Origin of the sequence: Bacillus cereus group sp. MYBK15-3, from assembly GCF_051916765.1 — a bacterium.
GTDB classification, from domain to species: domain Bacteria; phylum Bacillota; class Bacilli; order Bacillales; family Bacillaceae_G; genus Bacillus_A; species Bacillus_A cereus.
The window spans coordinates 67,762-85,755 of the sequence record NZ_JBQAHG010000001.1; the positions used below are offsets into that span (position 1 = coordinate 67,762).

Genomic DNA, 17,994 nt, shown 5'->3' on the forward strand with positions numbered 1-17,994 from the left:
ATGAAAATGTTAAGAGTAGTTGATTCTAAAGAAGGCGGGAATGTAAATGATATATGAAGCGAATATACATACAAGAAAAAAACTAGTTTCTATGTTTGAGGATTTCAATAACGTTGTTTTACTTTCTTATTTACAAGGGCATATGGGTACTGCTTGGGTAAATGACCTTGAAAATCCAAAAGTAGCACAAGTTACGGTAGGGATTTTTACATTTTACGCTGGAGACCCAAATACGAAAGAAACAGAAGAGTTATTACGTAATATTCCAGAAAGAATTTTAGTTATCGTAAATAGTGAAGAGTGGAAACAACGCTTAGAAACATTCCATGAAAGAAAAATAGATAAGTTTTTACGTTATAAATTCAAACGAAATCCAGAAGTTTTTAATCGTTCAAAATTACAATCTTTTATATCAACACTTCCAAAAGAATATGAGTTAAGAAGAATAGATGAGCATATCGCAAATAGCCCCAAATTACATAAGATATCTGAAGATTTTACAAGTCAATTTCATTCGGTAGAAGATTATATAAACCGTGGTATAGGTTATAGCATTTTATATAACGGAGAAGTTGTATGCGGTGCATCCTCGTATAGTATTTATAATGACGGGATTGAAATTGAAGTTGCGACTGATCACAATCATAGAAGAGAGGGCTTGGCAACTGTAGTTAGTGCAGCTATTATATTGGATTGCTTAGAAAATGGAAAGTATCCAAACTGGGACGCAGCGAATACTACAGCTGCTAAACTAGCAGAAAAGTTAGGATATGAATTTGATAAGGCATATGATACTTATTTTGTAGATAATAGATGAGTGAAGGAGTTACATACTAAAAAATAAATACGCCCTAGTACGTAAGTCTAGGGCGTATTTATTAGTTGGTAAATATCTTCATAACAATTTTATCATATTTTATCTTTTGAATGTTTGGAATTAAAGATATTTATGTGACTTTTTGAAAAAATAAAAGAGCAGCTAGCAAAAGCTAACTGCTCTTCTCCAAGGGGGAATGGAGAAATACAATCATGTTACCTATAGTATTGACAGAACATTGAGTTTTAATCAGCCATTTATAAAAGGAGAGATAAAATATCTTTGATTAATCCTTAGCTCCAATTAGGAGTACTGATAGAAAAACGATTGAGAATATATTTTTTTATTACATTTACAATTTGAAGAGTAGAACGTGTTTATCGTAATTCTCCAAACACCAATTATATTTTTTTAGAATGATTGGATGGACTGCTTCTTTCGTAGTATCGACTTCAGTATATCCATATTTCTTATAAAAGTTTTCTAATTCCTCAAAAGGAAGACAATATACATTTTGTATTTGTGATTTTTTTGCAGTTTCTACTAAAAATGAAACAAGCTCACCAGCTAATTGTAGCCCTCTAAATTGAGGCAGAATAAAAATTCCGCCCATTTCTAAAGTATCTTCATCTATTTGGACTAATCGGCCAACACCTGCATACTCGTTGTTATATGTAATAATTGCAACTTTATCTCTCTTTAAATCACTCCGTACAAATCCTATTGAGTCATATTGGTTATTAATCCATTCTAAATCGTTAGATGTGGCCAATTGAATACTCATATACATCCTCCTTCGGAATACTAGCGCTCTCTTCATTATATAGAACATAAGATACTATATCAAAAGAACCTTGAGATAGCACATTTGTTTAAGTTATTAGTTAAAAGTGTGGGATTGCTGGCATTGAAATCATGGCTTCACCAAACATAGGATAATAATCTTGTGAATTTAGTGTTACATAGTCAAAATAAAAATTAGTTTATGTGTTCGGTAACGTACGATTGTTTAAGTGTAGAGAAAATCATAGGGTTATTTTAATTAGTAGCTACTGTATTCATTGAAGCTATTAAGGAAATGTGGTAATCGCCAGCCCTAGTGATACAAATCATATTAGGATTTAGTAAAAAAAATTCTTCCTGAAAAAGAGGGGGATTAAAGATAAGAGCACTTCGAAAAGTGCCCTTCAGTAACGACTACTCATTCTAAAAAGAAAGGATGCAATATATCATATGAAGTTAAGTGTATTTAAGTATGGGTCTTTTATATAAATGTGAAATAAAAGAGGGTTGTCTTCTTATTAGAAGGCAGCTTTTTGTTATTACAAAAAAGAATTAGAAATAAAATATAAATTCAGTTACTTGTCCAAACAATTTTTAAAAAAATACATAAAATGCTAGTAGTTAGCCAATATTTTTATATTGCTAATTTTTTAGACTAAAAGGGGTGATTTTATGTGTGATTGTGAAGTTTGTAGAAGAAAGAAAAAACGTGATCCATTAAATCGGGGTTCTGAACCAAAAAAACAGGATTCCGAATCAGTGAATTCTTATTCATTTAGTAAAAATGCAAATTTTTTAGAAGAAGCTATACAAACAGATGAAATCGATCAAGTTTCTGAGGAATATATTGAAATAGTAGATTCAGCAGATGTACAAGTTACGACTACAGATACAAAAGCTGCACTATCTATCCAAGCGGCGTTACAAGCAGCTATTGTGGTTGTAGTAAGTATTGCTATAGCAGATAGTGAAAAGGCAGATAAAATAACACAAGAATTGTTTCAAAAATCATCTATTAAACAAATTAATAGACAAAAAACATTTATTAAAAATTCCAGAAACGTAACCGTAACAACTACTGATACAGATATTGCAGTGAATATTCAAATTCTGCTTCAAATTTTATTAGCGTTACTAGTTAAACTAAACATTTTATAAAGTGTCTATCCTATTTATATTTATATTTAGCTATAAGGGTTCACACTAAGTAAATATTTTTTGTTGTAATATGTGGTACAAGCTTGGACTTTCTCATTATGACCGAATTAATATTCAAGATTGATGGGAAATTAAGTGTGGAAAACTACACAATAACAAAGGTGAACCTATTATTTAACAGTGAATAAAACTTATATATGTGAAGTAAAGGAAAGCTGTCTTCGTATTAGAAGACAGCTTTTTGATTTTATTAGTAAAAAGCCGTGAAAATAAAAGATTAAGTTACTTGTCCAAGCATTTTTTATTTAAATACATATAATGCTGGTAGTTAATCTAAATTTTTATAGAAAACTGATAGGAGTGAATATTGTAAATGGATGATTTAAATAAGTTTTCTTCCTTTAAGTTTGATAAGGATCAAAAGAATATAATTATAGACCTTTTACTCTCAGATATTTTTAATAGGCATGGGATAAATGAAGAAAAACTAAAAAATTTATCGCCAGAAAAAAAGCAGCAAATTAAAAGTATTGTTTCTGAAATACAATCACAAGTTAATAATTATTTAGATTGAAAGGGGGTGAATGTATGAAAAAAACATGTCATTCAGATGAAAATAAAAAGTGGAGTGCATTAGACTCCTCAAATCCTCATCCATCTTTTAAAAATGCTACCGTTTCAGAAGCTGCAGCACAAGAAAGTAAAACTTACCAAATTTCTGAAGAATCTATTACAATAGTTGATTCAGCAGATGTAGAAGTTACGACTACAGATACAAAAGCTGCGTTATCTATTCAAGCTGCATTACAAGCAGCTATCGTGGTTATAATAAGTATTTCTATAGCAGATAGTGAAAAAGCTGACCGTGTAGCACAAGAATTGTTTCAAAAATCATCTATTAAACAAATTAATAAACAAGAAACTGTTATTAGAAATTCTAGAAATGTTACAGTTACGACTACAGATACAGACATAGCAGTAAATGTTCAAATTCTTCTCCAAATTTTATTAGCTTTACTAGTAAAATTAAATATTTTATAAAATGTTTAACCTTTTTTAGATATAGTGCATCTTACAGGTAAATATTCACTGTTTTAATTATAGTACAGGCTATAAATATTTATCATAACTGGACTAATATTCAACATCACCAAAGTATGAATGTAAACAAACAATGTGATGGAAAATAAAGTTTGGTTATTTTATGAAAATTGAAAAGCCATTTCCTTTATTGGATTTGGCTTTTCAATTTTAAACAGTATAAATTTGAAAAGATAATATTAAGTTAAAGAATTAAAATATGCTGATACAAAATACTTATAAAATTACTCGTGTTATAGAAAAATAATAAGAAAAAGGTGTTTAAAATAGAATCATTTTCATTAATAGTTCAAGTTTTGAAGAATAGTGCATACAATATAAAGTGTTTTCCTTTCTTCATTTAAGTTTTACGTATATAATTTAAAAGTACTATTTTTATTTTATTATTTTATATTTATAACAGAATAGAGGTTTAAAAATGAGTGTTAAAATCATTACGGATAGTGCGGCGGATTTACCAGTAGAATTGCTGCAAGCATATGATATTGATTTAATTCCACTCCGTGTATATGATGAAGCAGAAACAGAGTATTTAGATGGAGTAACATTAGAGTCAGTTACATTATTGCAAAAAATGAGAGAAGGCGCTGTTTATAGAACGTCATTGCCTTCACTTGAAACTTTCCAAGAAAAATTTGTTTCTTATGCAAAAGAAGGTAATCCTTGTATATATTTAGCTTTTTCATCTGAACTGTCTGGTACATATCAATCATCAGTTGTCATTAAAGAGGAAGTAAAAGAAACATATGCAGATTTAGATTTAGAAATTATTGATACAAAATGCGCTTCGCTTGGTCAAGGTCTTGTCGTTTTAGAAGCTGCTAAAATGGCAAAAGACGGCGCATCAAAAGAAGATATTTTAAACCGTGTCGCTTTTCTAATGAACCATATGGAGCACATCTTCACTGTAGCTGACTTACAGTACCTTGTTAGAGGTGGACGTTTAAGTAAAGTAGCTGGTTTTATCGGTGGTTTACTAAACATTAAGCCTATCTTAAACGTGGAAGAAGGAAAACTTGTACCACTTGAAAAGGTAAGAGGGAAAAAGAAAGTATTAAGCCGAATTGTTGATATTATGGAAGAGCGTGGTAAAGACCTTAAAGATCAAACAATCGGTATCACTCATGGTGATGACTTAGAAACAGCGGAAGCATTAAAATTATTAATTACGGAAAGATTCGGTTGTGAAGTATTTATCGTAAATACAATTGGTGCAGCAATCGGAGCACATACAGGACCTGGCGTTATAACTTTATTTTTCTTAAATGAAGTAGAGTAAAGGATTGATCATTTGATCAATCCTTTTTTCTTTAATCTGTGATTACCGGTCGATATGGTATTGGTGAAGATAAAATCTTTGAAGTTTTCCTATATGAATTGCTCTCTTGTAGAGGGAGTATTTTTTATATGTGGAATGATACTTAATGGTAGAAGAAAAGAGTATAAATAAGAATGTATTTGTAGGAATTTAAATATTTGAAGATATCAAAATTTTGCCATTTCATATATAATTGTGTGGGGAGAAATATCTGTAACTATTTGTAAAAATAGGGGGTGGCTATAAAAATGCAAGAAATTGCTAGATGGGATTTAAATCGATTGTATTCGAATGAGGATATTCTATTTCCGATTTTGGAGTTGAAAGAGAAATATTTTGTAACAAAAGATGTAGAGGTTCTTTCAAAGCTAATACAAGCTATTGAAAAAGCAGAATACTATTTGTACTGTAGATCAGTTGAAGAAAGTGTACCATCTGACCTTACTAAATTGACCGTGAAAGTGAAGGAACTAAAAAATGAATTACAGCAAGTAATAAAACATAATGAAGTGGAAACTTCAGATAATACTAAGTTAATAAAAGATGAGCTTAATGTGTGGGAAAATATGTACATACAATTACGGGATAGGATAGAAATAGAGCGCAATAATAAACAACTATCCTTTGGACAAGCAAATACTATTGCAATGAATAGTGATAATGAAAAGGAAAGATTAGAAGTATTCGAGTTACTTACAAGTACTTTACATAAGGAAAAAGAAATCTTTGCTACTGTATTAAATCAAATAGGGAGATTGCGTAATGCAAAGAGTAATGAAATAGAAGATAGAGAGATTTTAACACAATCTTTTCATGCGAATGGCATTTCAGAAACTGTATTATTCCAAATGTGGAATGCGACAGAAGAAAACCTTGATAAATTAGTAAGTGCTTTAAACTTGTATAAGAAAGGAAAATCTTCAATTACATGGCATGAACTTATGACGGTAAAGGAAAGTAATGAGGTCATGATTCCTTTTTCAGTAGCAATACAAAACGTTTATGATGCATGTAAGAATATTGATGAAGAATTAGCAGAATTTGCACGTAATGCGATAGAAAGTGGTTGGGTAGATGCTGAACCGAGAGAGAATAAACCATCAGGTGGGTTTTGTGCTCCATTTTTCAGTGAGAAAGAATCGCGAATTTCCATTCGTTATGATGGGAGTATAGATAGTGTAAGAGTGCTCGCTCATGAATTAGGACATGCTTGGCATTTTTATAATATGAGTTTTGAACAATCTACATCTTTTTTAGATGATTATTTGCCAATGAGTACGGCTGAATCAGCATCTATTTTCTTTGAAACGGTACTCTTAAATTATCTAATTGAAACAACGGATAGTAAAGATATGAAAAAGTCATTACTTAGCTGGAAAATAAGAAATAGTTTTAATTATGTAATGGCAATACGAGCATCGTATCAGTTTGAAAAAACATTTTATGAAAAATGTAAAGAGGGTCCTTTAAGTGCTGATGAAATTGAGAAATTATCTATAATTGCACAAAAACAAGCTTATGGAAAAGCTTTAAGTGAATACCAGCCGTTTGTATGGATGAAATATATTCAATTTTATATAGCAGATATTCCTTTTTACAATTATCCATACACATTTGGATATTTAGTAAGTTTTAGCTTATTAGAAATAGCTCAAGAAGGTAAAAGTACTTTTCATTCGAAATATAAAGAGTTCTTACGAGAAACAGGAAAGGCTCCAGTAGAGGAGCTTATGAAAAAACATTTTGAAATAGATATAAGAAATTATGAATTTTGGAATAAAGCTTTTATTCAAATTTCTAAAGACATTGATGAATATTTGCAGCTTATGTAAGGGGAGAGTACAGTGGATCAGCAGTTTATAAAAGGTATACCTTTTTCAACTTTAGAATATGCAAAAGCTATAAGTTTATTAAAAGGTTGGCTACATGAACAACAAGGGAAACCAAGGTTTGTAGTAACTGCAAATCCTGAAATTGTTATGTCTGCAAAGGAAAATACGGAAAAATCAAAGGAGTTTAAAAAGATGTTACTATCTGCGGATTTAATAACAGCGGATGGGATTGGTGTCATAATTGGCTCGAAAATATTAAAAGGAACTTTGAAAGAACGTGTTACTGGGGCGGATTTAACTCACGATTTAATAAAATATTGTAACGACAATGAATATCGTGTCTTTCTTTTTGGAGCTGCGCCAGAAAGTAATAAAAAGGCATTAGAAAAATTAAATGAGCAGTTCCCAGGAGCACAATTTAAAGGACAGCATGGATTTGTAAATGGTGAAGAAATAGAAGAAATAAAAATGAAAATTAAGCAGTTCAAGCCGCATTTACTACTCGTAGGACTAGGCTCACCAAAACAAGAAGAGTTCATCTATGAAAACATACAAACATTAAACGTTCCGCTATCTATTGGTATCGGAGGTATGATTGATATAATATCTGGTACTGTAAAAAGAGCACCAAAAATAATGAGGGATACTGGAACTGAATGGCTGTATAGGTTACTCTCACAGCCGAAAAGATTAAAGCGACAACTTGTACTTCCGAAATTTTTATTATCGGTTATGTCTGAGAGGATTAAAGGGATTAATTAATAAAGGGGACTACATACATGAACAGAATCGGCATTATCGGAGCAATGCAAATTGAAATAGATTTACTTTTAAAAAAGCTAGTAATACAAGAAGAACAGACAATTGCGGGAATGCCATTTTATATTGGAGAATTCATGGGAACAGAAGTAATTATTACACGTTCTGGTGTAGGGAAAGTAAATGCTGCTGCATGTGTGCAAACATTAATTCATAAATTTAATGTAGACTCTATCATCAATACGGGCGTTGCTGGTGGATTACATCCAGGTGTAAAAGTTGGCGATTTAGTTATTTCAACTAACGTTACCCATCATGATGTAAGTAAAAATCAAATGAAAAAATTATTCCCGTTTCAAGAGGAGTTTATTGCAAGTAAGGAATTGATAGAGTTAGCACGTAAAGCATGTAACAGTAATAGTTCAAATATTCAAGCTCACGAAGGAAGAATTGTAAGTGGTGAATGTTTTGTTGAAGATTCAAAGTTAAAGGCAAAATTAATAGATGAATATGCACCTCATTGTACAGAAATGGAAGGGGCAGCAATTGGACATGTCGCCTACATAAATGATATACCGTTTCTTGTTATACGATGTATTTCTGACAGCGCAGATGATGAAGCTCAAGTTTCTTATGATGACTTCGCGAAAACTGCTGCGAATTATTGCTCAGAAATTATTATTGAGATGCTTAAAAATATATCTGGTAAAACTATAGTCCAAAAGGAGAGATAGGAATGTTACAAGCATTAATTTTTGATATGGATGGAACATTATTTCAAACAGATAAAATTTTAGAATTATCGTTAGATGATACTTTTGATTACTTAAGATCACTTCAATTATGGGATACGGTAACACCGATTGAAAAATACCGTGAAATTATGGGTGTGCCGCTACCGAAAGTTTGGGAAGCTTTATTACCGGACCATTCTATTGAAATAAGAGAACAAACAGATGCATATTTTTTAGATAGACTAATTGAAAACATAAAAAGCGGAAAAGGCGCTTTATATCCAAATGTAAAAGAAATATTTACATATATAAAAGAAAATAATTGTTCAATTTACATTGCTAGTAATGGTTTGAAAGAATATTTACGAGCAATCGTAACGTATTATGCTTTAGACAAGTGGGTGACAGAAACGTTTAGTATTGAACAAATACAATCGCTAAATAAAGGTGACTTAGTTAAAAGTATTATGAACAAATATGATATAAAAGAGGCAGCGGTAGTTGGTGACCGGCTATCTGATATAAATGCAGCGAAAGACAACGGTTTACTTGCAATTGGGTGCAATTTTGATTTTGCGCAAGAAGATGAACTTGCTCACGCTGATATAGTAATAGATGATTTAATAGAGTTAAAGCGGATACTGCCTGCTGTACAGAGATAAATAAAGTGTGTGCATTTTTTCCAAGTCCTATATGTCTTATTTTATGGAGGGAGTATGCTTAAAAATAATTTTAAAATTAGTAATATTCCTGCGGTTTTGTGGGGAGAGAAGAGTGAAAAAGTTTTTATTGCAGTACATGGAAATATGTCAAATAAGGAAGATGCAGTTATTCAAATATTAGCTGAAGAAGCCAATCGAAAAGGTTATCAAGTATTAAGCTTTGATTTACCTGAGCATGGAGAAAGAAAAAATGATAACACTCCTTGTAAAGTACAGTTTTGTGTTAATGAATTATCTATAATTATGAACTATGGAAAAGTACATTGGAAAGAAATAAACGTATTTGCATGTAGTATGGGGGCGTATTTTAGTCTTTTAGCTTATCAAAATGATGTGCTAAAAAAGGCATTATTTTTATCACCAGTAGTTAATATGGAACGAATTATTGAAAATATGATGAAATGGTTTAATGTAACACCGGAGCTTTTGCAAAAAGAAATGACTATAGAGACACCTATTGGTCAAAAGTTATATTGGGATTATTTATGCTATGTAAAAGAGCATCCTATTAGTACATGGAATACAGATACATATATTATGTACGGAGCTAAGGATGAACTGTGTGAACTTGAAACTATTAACTATTTTACAAAAAAACATCGTTGTGAATTAGAAGTTATGGAGACGGGTGAACATTACTTTCATACCGAAGAACAGTTAAAGATATTTGAACAGTGGTTACACAAACATATCGATTAACAAATTATAATTTAACTTATACCTGCTAGAGAAGAATGGTGAATTTATAAACTGATATTATATTTGAGAGACATTATAAATATAAATGTATTTATTTAAGCAAATAGGTGCTTTAGTTCAATAAGACTTAAACAACTATATTATCGATTTACATCTGAAGTGAAGAATACACATACTACGAATTGAATAAGATAACAATCATAAAAATGCTCAGAATCAATAATTCTAGAGCATTTTTATGTATTTTCATAGTAAGGGGGGATTTACTTGAAAGATATACATATTCAACAAATTGAAGATTTAATGATATACGAACACGATTATCTTGTTCAGGAAAGCAAAGACGAAGGATTTTATTTCCTAATAAAACTAATAAGTGAATATGAAAATAAAATAAACACGTTTAATAAAACTGGTGAATGCTTATATGGGATTTTTCAAGGGGAAAAGTTAATTGGAATAGGAGGGCTAAATGAGGATCCATATACAATAAACAATAAGATTGGTAGGATAAGGAGATTTTATATTGCAAAAAAATACCGAAGGAAAGGATTAGGGAGGTTATTATTAGTGAGAATTATAAACGATGCGAAAAAACATTTTAATATTGTTGTTTTAAATACAGATACAGTACAGGGTGACGAATTTTATACTTCGAGTGGATTTGTGAAAGGGACAAAATATATGAGAGTGAGCCATTATTTGAACTTATATAAAAGGATATAGTGAATTATTGTTTACTTCTTCAGTAGAACTTTTGTTCTATTTTATGTAGATTGATGCTATAATTTATAAGAATCTAATATTAGAATGGAGAATTGGATGATGGGAGAAAATAAAATTATTAATGATTTTAATGAATATTCAATTTGGATAAATACATTGAAAGGTATGAAAGAGGAATTGTGGATGGCACCAATATCAGAGGGAAAATGGACTATTGGCGAAATAATATCTCATATTATGAACTGGGATGACTATCTATTACGTGAGACATTATCATCAGTGAGAGATGGAAAGGGAATGGAGTTCCCTGATTTTGATACATATAATAAACTAGCATCTAGTTATGCTAAATCCGGTATATCTAAGATGAAACTTCTTGAAGAAGCAAAAGCTAAAAGAGAGTTACTCATAAAAGAACTTAAATTACTATCTGCTGGAAATCTAAAGAAACCTTTAACGGCCAATGGAGTATCACATTGTCCTCATACCGGAACGCCATATTCTCTTATATATATTATTAAAGAATTTGTAGATCATGATAACCATCATAAAAGACAGGTTATTCATTTTTTAAATGAAAATCAAATTGTTAATTGATAAAGAAAGATCCGGCAAATGATATTTGTAGGATCTTTCTTACATTATAACTTAACCTTCATTTGTTTCAATAATAATCCTGGTTTACCTTTTACATAATAAAAATGCGGGTTATTTTCATCATCATAAAGCATAATATAAGGCTTTTCTTTTAGTGGGAGTAGTATAAGTACTTCGTCTATTGTAGTGTGTAACCATTGATTAGTAATAGAAACCGGCTTAGATAAAGGGATTTTTATCATATAGCCATCTTTTGGAACGACATTTAAGTTTTTAAATGGACCAGTAATTGATTTAGCGTATTGAACTGCTTCTTTTTGGATTACTGGATCTAAAGATTGTTTTTGAATGACCATTTCTTTTTGACAATCAAATACTTCAATTTGTTGATTTGTATTTGCGAACGCATTTGTTGATAATAGAAATAGAAGAAGAGAAATGACCCCGATTTTTTTTATCATAGTACAACACCTCACCATTACTATCCCCTCAAAAGCTTTAAATATTTTTCTGTCACATTCATGTAACAAAGATGTTGTATGATACAATTGGTTTTTGTTTAAAAGCAATGGAGGAAAAAATATGAAAGTTTTAATTGCAGATGACGAACAAGATATGTTAAGGATTTTAAAAGCTTATTTTGAAAAAGAAGGCTTTGAAGTATTATTAGCGAAAGACGGAGAGGAAGCACTTCAAATATTTTATGATGAAAAAATTGATTTAGCTATTTTGGATTGGATGATGCCGAAACATAGTGGTATTACTGTCTGTCAGGAAATAAAAAAGAATTCAAGCGCAAAAGTATTAATGCTTACGGCGAAAAGTGAAAGTGAAGATGAATTAGCAGCGCTTCAAAGTGGGGCAGATGAGTACGTAAAAAAACCATTTCATCCAGGAGTACTAATTACACGAGCAAAAAAACTTATTCAGCATGATAATATTATTCAAGTACAAGATGTAAAGATAAATTTCGCCAAAAATAAAGTATATAAAAATGATATAGAGTTAGAAATTACAAAAACAGAGCTCGAATTAATAAAATGCTTTTTAAATCATAAAGGAACTATTTTAACTCGTAAAAAATTGTTAGACATTGTATGGGGATTTGACTATTTTGGAGAAGAGAGAACGGTTGATACACATGTAAGAAGGCTGCGTAAAAAAATTGGAGAAAATATTATTAAGACGCATCGTGGGCTGGGTTATAGTTTGGAGGAACAAAGTGAATAAACTTGGGAAAAAACTATTTCTCAGCATTTCTTTAACCGTTATTCTTATATTTACAATTTCTTTATTATTAATTAACTTTCTCCTGCCGAAATATAATATTTATAAAACACGTGAAAACTTAAATGAATTTACAACTCAAATACAAAATGCGCCAGTCAATGATTTAGAAGATGTTATTCATACAATTGAAAGTGAAAATAATGTTACAATTGCGTATACGCCAATTAATCAGTCAGAAGATGCTATGAACGACGCGTTACGCATGCAACTTACGAAAAAGAAAGTAACGTTAAATAAGCTTTGGATTACGAAAGACGAAGTTATGAAAGTGAAGACGGAAGGGCAATCGAATAAACTGTACGATCAAGGAAAGGTAAAAGCGAGTTTTTTTGCTAAATATATTGCGAAAGATGATACGATAATTTTAATTGGGACTTCTATTGCGAATTCAAATGAAATTATAAATACGTTAAATACATTTTACTTATATATCGTATGTTTCTCGCTTCTTCTTATTATTTTACTTGTGTGGATACTTTCAAAAATAATAACGACGCCACTGAAAGAGCTAAGTGATGTAGCTCAGGATATTTCACATTTGCAGTTTAAAAGAACGAAAGTGAAAACGAATGATGAAATAGGAGAGTTGGCCAATAGTATTAATATCATGAGTGAAAAACTACATGAAGCACATCAAGACTTAACTGATCGTAATGAACATTTAAAACAATTTATGGGTGATGTAACGCATGAATTAAAGACACCGATCGCATTAGTAAAAGCATACTCTATGGGGATTAAAGATGGATTAGATGATGGGACTTATGTAGATACAATTATTAAACAAACAGATCAAATATCAAACTTAATTGAAGAACTATTACGATTTTCTAAACTAGAAAGAGATATTTTACAAAAAGAAGAATTCCCCATTGAACCACTGGTCCAGAGTATATTAGATAAGCATCAGATTGAATTGGATTCGAAAGAAATTAACTTGCAAGTAAATTGTAATGCGGGCGATACAATCGTTTATGCAGATTTAAATAAAATGAGAATGGTGTTTCAAAATTTAATTTCTAATGCGATAAAATATACAGCAAATCAAAACATAATAATTACATTAGAAGATAGAAATAAAAGTATATATTTCCAAATAAAAAATGGCATTCCTACGGATAAAATTAAGGATATCGAGAAAATTTGGGAGCCTTTTTATGTACTAGAATCTTCTCGTAGTAAAGAAAAATCAGGTACAGGATTAGGTCTAGCGATAGTGAAAAGTATTTTAGAAAGGCATGGTTTTGAATATGGAGTTTCCTCTATAGATAGAGAAATTCAATTTTATATAAATGTGAAAAAGGACTAATGAAAATATTAGTCCTTTTTGCAGCTTTAGAGATTAGCGATACAGGATGAATCACCATAATTTTCAAAATTGATGTATTAAATGGAGAATTAGCAAATGTTCTACTTTCATTAAATTCACGTGAAGTTCACAGGAAAACGTTATATTTAAATAGTTATATTTGAATTTAATGAAGTGAGGTATTCAGATTTGAAAAGAAAGAAATTAGTAATTGGTAGCATTTTAATGGGTATGACGTTATCTTTATCTGCATGTGGTTCATCAGATAATATTGTAACGACAAAATCAGGAAGCATTTCAGAAAGTGATTTTAACAAAAAATTAAAAGAAAACTACGGTAAACAGAATTTATCTGAAATGGTAGTAGAAAAAGTATTAAATGATAAATATAAAGTTACGGATGAAGAGGTAACGAAACAACTAAAAGAATTAAAAGACAAGATGGGCGATAATTTTAATACATATATGGAATCTAATGGTGTGAAAAATGAAGATCAGTTGAAAGAGAAATTAAAGCTTACTTTTGCTTTTGAAAAAGCTATTAAAGCAACCGTAACGGAAAAAGATATTAAAGATCATTATAAGCCAAAGCTTCAAGTTAGCCATATTTTAGTAAAAGATGAAAAGACAGCAAAAGAAATTAAAGAAAAATTAAATAGTGGCGAAGATTTCGCGGCATTGGCTAAACAATATTCAGAGGATCCAGGTTCTAAAGAAAAAGGTGGGGAACTATCTGAATTTGGACCTGGTATGATGGTGAAAGAATTTGAGGATGCTGCGTATAAGTTAGAAGTTGGTCAATTGAGTGAACCTGTTAAATCTTCTTTCGGATATCATATTATTAAGCTAACGGATAAAAAAGAGCTTAAACCGTATGAGGAAGAGAAAGAGAATATTCGTAAAGAATTAGAACAGCAACGTATACAAGATCCTCAATTCCATCAACAAGTTACTAGAGATCTGCTTAAAAATGCAGATATAAAGGTATCTGATAAAGACTTGAAAGATACCTTTAAAGAGTTAGAAAAATAATAAATGGAATGTAAGGCAAGCGATAGAAATATCGGTTGTCTTTTTCTCTATTTATCCCGCTATTTGCCGGGCAGTAAGACCCCACCTCAAAATCCAGCGAAAACAAAGAAGTGGCCCTGCTGCTCGTAAACGCCCAATTGGTGAGGGCTGATTAAAGGTTCACTTTATAAAGAAGGAGGAAGTGGGAAAATACTTTCATACCTGCATTAAATTTTACTTAATAAGAAATCTTTGAGTTTCTCAACTTTTATATAAAATAAAACTGAATTTTCAGTTATTTTGTTATATAGTAAAAGAGAACGAATAAGGGGAGGGAACATTTTGAGTAAAAAGAAAATGGCAATTACACTGTCAGCAATGCTATCTGCAACAATTATACCTAGCTTTACTATGGATGTGCATGCAGAGAAGAAGGAAGAGACTAAAAGTACGAAAATTGAATTAGAAAATGGGATGACAAAACCGATTTATTCTCTCGATGAAGCTATTATCGAAAATTTATATGTAGAGACAGAAGTTGATAGTGATCGAGACGGTAAGAAAGACAGAGTATCGATAAAAGTTATGCGTCCAAAGACAGATCCGAATGTGAAAGTTCCTGTTATTTATGAAATGAGTCCATATCGATCTGGATTAAAAGATGTTCCTGTATATAATGTAGATGAAGAATTGTATGCGTATGAAGGAAAACCGTATGGAGCGGTTAATCTTGGTTCGTATGGGAACTATTACGTGCCAAGAGGTTATGCAGTTATTCTAGGCGAAAGTATCGGTACTGGAAAATCAGATGGATGCCCTACAACTGGAGATGAACAAGAGATACTCGGGACAAAATCTGTTATTGATTGGGTAAACGGTCGCGCGAAAGCATTTACAGAACAGGGTGAGGAAGTTCAAGCAAATTGGTCTACAGGAAATGTAGGTATGACTGGAGTTTCCTATAATGGTACTTTACCAAATGCTGTTGCGACTACTGGAGTCGAAGGTTTAAAAACAATTATTCCAATCGCAGCAATTAGTAGTTGGTATGATTATTATCGTGCAAATGGTGCAGTCATTGCTCCAGGCGGATATCAAGGGGAAGATACAGATAATATGGCAGAAGCAGTACTGACAAGGGAAAACCCTGAAGTTTGCGGACAAGTTATAAAAGAGTTAACGGCTGGACAAGACAGAAAAACAGGTAATTATAATGATTTTTGGGATAAACGTAACTATGTAAAAGATGCTAAAAATGTAAAAGCGAGTGTATTTGTTGTTCATGGTTTAAACGATTGGAATGTTAAAACAAAACAGTTCGCGCAATGGTGGGAAGCACTTGGAGAAAATAATGTTCCTCGTAAAATGTGGCTACATCAAGGTGGTCATGGTGGGACATCAAGTAATAACTGGCAACAAACACAAAATAAATGGTTAGATTATTGGTTGTACGGAATTGAAAATGGAATTATGGATGAACCAATGGTTGATGTGCAAAGAGAAAATAAAACGTGGCAAAAGATAAAAAATTGGCCAGATCCATCAGCTGTACCTTCAAAAATCCGTATGTATTTAAGTAATAAATTAGTCAATTTGCCATTAAGTATGGGATCGGCTAATAAAGTTTTCTCATTCTTAGATGATGCACAAATGAAATCAAACCAATTAGTAGCAAACCCAGAATTAGAAGTAGCAAATCGATTAGTATATACAATGCCTGTACTGCAAAAAGATACGCGTATAAGTGGTACACCAAAGATTTCAATTACAGGAAATATTGATCAATCTGTATCAAATTTAACAGCATTACTTGTTGACTATGGAGGAGCGAAGCCGGAAATCGTAACGAGAGGCTGGATGGATCCACAAAACTTAAAGAGTATAGAAAATTCAACAGCGATTCAACCGGGCAAAGATTATACATTTACATGGGACATGCAGCCAGATGATTATGTATTTAAAGCGGGGCATCAAATCGGAGTTGTTTTAATTGCAAGTGATTATGATTATACAATTAGACCGAAAGCTGGCACGAAACTTACAGTGAAATTAAGTGAAGTGACATTGCCGATTGTGAAATAAATATTTTTTCTAAAGAGCTTACTAAAGTAAGCTCTTTAATTTGTAGTCTGAATTTTTAATTTTTATATTTCAAATTGGAAGGTTATGTAATACAATATCATTATATTCTATGGAAAGTGAGTGATATATTATGACAGTCAGCTCTTTCGAAATATCATTAAAATCAGAGGTGCAGGAAGATTAGTTGAATTGAAATCTTCCGTACGTAAAAACGGAGGAGAAAATAAATGTTTAGCTTTTATAGTACACTTTGTACAGAACTGTATGATTACACAAAACCAGTCGGTTATTCTTTAAATGGTGATATTGAGTATTACAAAAAACGTTTAAAAGATTGTAGAGGAAGAATCCTCGAAGCCGCAGTAGGTTCAGGACGTGTCATCATTCCGCTTCTAGAGGCTGGTTTTAAAGTGGATGGGATAGATTATTCACCTGAAATGCTAGATTCTTGCCGTAAGCGCTGTAAAGAGAGAGGCTTACATCCTAATTTATATGAAGGAAGCTTGCAACAATTTTCACTTCCGCATAAATATGACGCAATTATCATTCCTACTGGATCTTTTTGTTTAATTGAAAATCGTGTGGATTCTATAAATGCATTGAAATGTTTTTATGAACATCTTAATCCAGATGGACGATTAATCGTAGATATTATGCTTCCGCATGACTGGAAGACTGGGGAAATTCATACATCGACTTTCTCTTTGCCGAGTGGAGACGGAATCACATTAGAAAATAAATCAATTGAAATAGATTGGCTGAACCAAGTTACTGTGTCATATTTGAAATATGAAAAGTGGAGTAAAGGACAGTTAGTACAAACAGAACTACAACGCTTTGCGCTGCGCTGGTATGGAATAGAAGAGTTTAAACTTCTTTTAGAAAGTATAGGTTTCTCTAACATTACTTGCTCTGCTGAATATGATTATGAAAAAGAACCGTCAAATGCAAATCAAATGATTACTTTTGAAGCTATGCGAAAAGAATAGAACTAAAACTATGAATAAAAAAAAGGCAATCGATTTAAAATCGGCTGCCTTATTTTTAATTTTATGT

19 protein-coding genes are annotated in these 17,994 nt (G+C 31.4%); 17 read left to right on the forward strand and 2 right to left on the reverse strand.

Annotated features, from left to right (window positions below; translation table 11 throughout):
* Window positions 1–46 precede the first annotated feature (46 nt).
* Window positions 47–817, forward strand: a complete 771-nt coding sequence (locus ACTFR8_RS00390; protein WP_000638730.1) for a GNAT family N-acetyltransferase — start codon at window positions 47–49, stop codon at window positions 815–817.
* Window positions 818–1,169: 352 nt separating this feature from the next.
* Here the strand turns inward: ACTFR8_RS00390 and ACTFR8_RS00395 are convergent, their stop codons facing one another.
* The gene (locus ACTFR8_RS00395) at window positions 1,170–1,601 is read right to left on the reverse strand and encodes a GNAT family N-acetyltransferase (protein WP_000027151.1); all 432 of its coding nucleotides are present in this window, start codon (window positions 1,599–1,601) and stop codon (window positions 1,170–1,172) included.
* Between the two features lie 671 nt (window positions 1,602–2,272).
* On the opposite strand from ACTFR8_RS00395, the gene ACTFR8_RS00400 reads away from it, so the two are divergent.
* From ACTFR8_RS00400 to ACTFR8_RS00450, 11 genes are all read left to right on the forward strand, one after another.
* Window positions 2,273–2,758, forward strand: coding sequence for a spore coat protein (locus tag ACTFR8_RS00400; protein WP_098875571.1), 486 nt, complete (start codon window positions 2,273–2,275; stop codon window positions 2,756–2,758).
* A gap of 373 nt (window positions 2,759–3,131) precedes the next feature.
* Entirely contained in the window at window positions 3,132–3,332 is a 201-nt protein-coding gene (locus tag ACTFR8_RS00405) for a spore coat protein W (protein WP_000342253.1), read from the forward strand.
* Between the two features lie 14 nt (window positions 3,333–3,346).
* Window positions 3,347–3,799, forward strand: coding sequence for a spore coat protein (locus tag ACTFR8_RS00410; RefSeq protein WP_000750485.1), 453 nt, complete (start codon window positions 3,347–3,349; stop codon window positions 3,797–3,799).
* A gap of 478 nt (window positions 3,800–4,277) precedes the next feature.
* On the forward strand, window positions 4,278–5,138 hold the full coding sequence (locus ACTFR8_RS00415; RefSeq protein WP_063245530.1) for a DegV family protein: 861 nt from the start codon (window positions 4,278–4,280) through the stop codon (window positions 5,136–5,138).
* A 287-nt stretch (window positions 5,139–5,425) separates the two neighbouring features.
* Window positions 5,426–7,009: a M3 family metallopeptidase gene (locus ACTFR8_RS00420; RefSeq protein ID WP_252209585.1), complete on the forward strand. Its 1,584-nt coding sequence runs from the start codon at window positions 5,426–5,428 to the stop codon at window positions 7,007–7,009.
* A gap of 12 nt (window positions 7,010–7,021) precedes the next feature.
* Entirely contained in the window at window positions 7,022–7,771 is a 750-nt protein-coding gene (locus ACTFR8_RS00425) for a WecB/TagA/CpsF family glycosyltransferase (protein ID WP_000372662.1), read from the forward strand.
* 17 nt (window positions 7,772–7,788) lie between these two features.
* On the forward strand, window positions 7,789–8,502 hold the full coding sequence (locus ACTFR8_RS00430) for a 5'-methylthioadenosine/adenosylhomocysteine nucleosidase (protein WP_001079732.1): 714 nt from the start codon (window positions 7,789–7,791) through the stop codon (window positions 8,500–8,502).
* Between the two features lie 2 nt (window positions 8,503–8,504).
* Window positions 8,505–9,164 (forward strand): HAD hydrolase-like protein, encoded by a 660-nt coding sequence (locus tag ACTFR8_RS00435; protein WP_044584558.1) that lies wholly within the window; start codon window positions 8,505–8,507, stop codon window positions 9,162–9,164.
* 54 nt (window positions 9,165–9,218) lie between these two features.
* The gene (locus ACTFR8_RS00440; RefSeq protein ID WP_000916869.1) at window positions 9,219–9,923 is read left to right on the forward strand and encodes an alpha/beta hydrolase; all 705 of its coding nucleotides are present in this window, start codon (window positions 9,219–9,221) and stop codon (window positions 9,921–9,923) included.
* 267 nt (window positions 9,924–10,190) lie between these two features.
* On the forward strand, window positions 10,191–10,649 hold the full coding sequence (locus ACTFR8_RS00445; protein ID WP_000651658.1) for a GNAT family N-acetyltransferase: 459 nt from the start codon (window positions 10,191–10,193) through the stop codon (window positions 10,647–10,649).
* Between the two features lie 99 nt (window positions 10,650–10,748).
* The gene (locus ACTFR8_RS00450) at window positions 10,749–11,246 is read left to right on the forward strand and encodes a DinB family protein (RefSeq protein WP_000504407.1); all 498 of its coding nucleotides are present in this window, start codon (window positions 10,749–10,751) and stop codon (window positions 11,244–11,246) included.
* Window positions 11,247–11,290: 44 nt separating this feature from the next.
* Here ACTFR8_RS00450 and ACTFR8_RS00455 read toward each other — a convergent pair whose 3' ends face one another.
* A complete protein-coding gene (locus tag ACTFR8_RS00455; protein ID WP_000591770.1) occupies window positions 11,291–11,707 on the reverse strand; it encodes a hypothetical protein in 417 nt (138 codons plus the stop codon).
* Window positions 11,708–11,828: 121 nt separating this feature from the next.
* On the opposite strand from ACTFR8_RS00455, the gene ACTFR8_RS00460 reads away from it, so the two are divergent.
* From ACTFR8_RS00460 to ACTFR8_RS00480, 5 genes are all read left to right on the forward strand, one after another.
* Window positions 11,829–12,476 (forward strand): response regulator transcription factor, encoded by a 648-nt coding sequence (locus tag ACTFR8_RS00460; protein WP_252209584.1) that lies wholly within the window; start codon window positions 11,829–11,831, stop codon window positions 12,474–12,476.
* A complete protein-coding gene (locus ACTFR8_RS00465; protein WP_144607978.1) occupies window positions 12,469–13,845 on the forward strand; it encodes a sensor histidine kinase in 1,377 nt (458 codons plus the stop codon). The genes ACTFR8_RS00460 and ACTFR8_RS00465 overlap by 8 nt, the downstream gene beginning before the upstream one ends.
* A 189-nt stretch (window positions 13,846–14,034) precedes the next feature.
* Window positions 14,035–14,877, forward strand: coding sequence for a peptidylprolyl isomerase PrsA (locus ACTFR8_RS00470; RefSeq protein WP_001987511.1), 843 nt, complete (start codon window positions 14,035–14,037; stop codon window positions 14,875–14,877).
* Window positions 14,878–15,198: 321 nt separating this feature from the next.
* Window positions 15,199–16,938: a Xaa-Pro dipeptidyl-peptidase gene (locus tag ACTFR8_RS00475; protein WP_050821898.1), complete on the forward strand. Its 1,740-nt coding sequence runs from the start codon at window positions 15,199–15,201 to the stop codon at window positions 16,936–16,938.
* Window positions 16,939–17,165: 227 nt separating this feature from the next.
* Window positions 17,166–17,927: a class I SAM-dependent methyltransferase gene (locus tag ACTFR8_RS00480; RefSeq protein ID WP_050821897.1), complete on the forward strand. Its 762-nt coding sequence runs from the start codon at window positions 17,166–17,168 to the stop codon at window positions 17,925–17,927.
* The last annotated feature ends 67 nt before the right edge of the window (window positions 17,928–17,994 follow it).